Raw genomic sequence first — 1,219 nt, forward strand, 5'->3', positions numbered from 1 at the left:
TGACCTGCCCCCAATCACTAAACCACTCACTACTTAGTAATGTCGGTTAATTTTGACCCTTTTTCCGTAGTCCGGTAGCCAGCCGCAAACTCCAGTGGTGTCTGGTAGCTCAACGCTGAATGGGGTCGGTTTTCATTATAGTCTCGTCGCCAGTTACCGATGACTTCTCTGGCATGGGCCAGATCCCGGAACCAGTGTTCGTTCAGGCACTCGTCTCGGAAACGCCCATTGAAGCTTTCGATGAAGCCATTCTGAGTCGGCTTTCCGGGCTGGATCAGCTTTAGCTCCACCCGGTTGTCATAAGCCCACTGATCCAGAGCCTTACTGGTAAATTCCGGCCCCTGGTCTGTCCTGACAGCCTGAGGGTAGCCTCTGAAGGCGGCTATGGCATCCAGAGTGCGGGCAACCTGGTCACCCGAGATTCCGTTAGCTACGGGGATGTCGAGGCATTCCTTGGTGAAGTCATCAACAATCGTCAGGCATTTGATCCGCCGACCACACGCCAGCGCGTCCATAACGAAATCCATGGACCACGTCTGATTCGGAGCTTCCGGCAACACCAGTGGCTGACGTTCCATGGCGATACCCTTTCGGCGCTTGCGTTTCGGCACGGCCCGACCGGCCTCCCGATACAGCCGGTAAACCTTTTTATGATTCACATCGATTCCTTCCCGTCGCAACAGTTGATGAACCCGTCGATAACCAAACCGACGGCGTTCATGGGCCAGTTCCGAAATGCGCTCGGTGAGCGCACTGTCACCAGCAGCAACGGTGGAGCGATAGTGAAACGAAGCGCGGGATAACCCGACGAGAAAACAGGCCCTGCGCTGGGATATCGGCGTTTGCTCCTGCATCGCCCGCACGGCCTCGCGCTTGTTCTCGACGGTCAGTACTTTCGGTTGAGGGCCGCCTTCAGGGCCTCGTTGTCCAGAAGAGACTCAGCCAGCAGCTTCTTGAGCCTGGCATTCTCATCCTCGACAGTCTTCAACCGGCGTGCCTCTGAAACCTCCATGCCGCCGAACTTCTTGCGCCAGGTGTAGAAGGTGGCGTCAGAAATGTTGTACTTGCGGCACAGCTCTTTCACCGCCAAGCCGGCTTCGGCTTCCTTCAAAATGCTGATGATCTGCTCTTCTGAAAATCGCTTTTTCATGTTCATCGTCCTCTGCTGTGATGAACATTACTAAGCTGAAAACGGTTAAGCTAGAGGGGAGCAGGTCAG

The 1,219-nt window shown here is 55.3% G+C and carries 1 protein-coding gene; it reads right to left on the reverse strand.

Annotation, left to right across the window (positions count from 1 at the left end; all coding sequences use genetic code 11):
* Positions 1 to 29 precede the first annotated feature (29 nt).
* Positions 30 to 1,150 (reverse strand): IS3 family transposase gene (locus tag KYE_RS05595; protein ID WP_085986435.1). Its coding sequence is split into 2 segments (ribosomal slippage): positions 30 to 892 and positions 892 to 1,150, totalling 1,122 coding nucleotides; the frame shifts between segments, so codons are not numbered across the junction.
* Between the last annotated feature and the right edge of the window lie 69 nt (positions 1,151 to 1,219).

The organism is Marinobacter manganoxydans MnI7-9, from assembly GCF_000235625.1.
In the GTDB taxonomy this organism is placed as follows: Bacteria; Pseudomonadota; Gammaproteobacteria; order Pseudomonadales; family Oleiphilaceae; genus Marinobacter; species Marinobacter manganoxydans.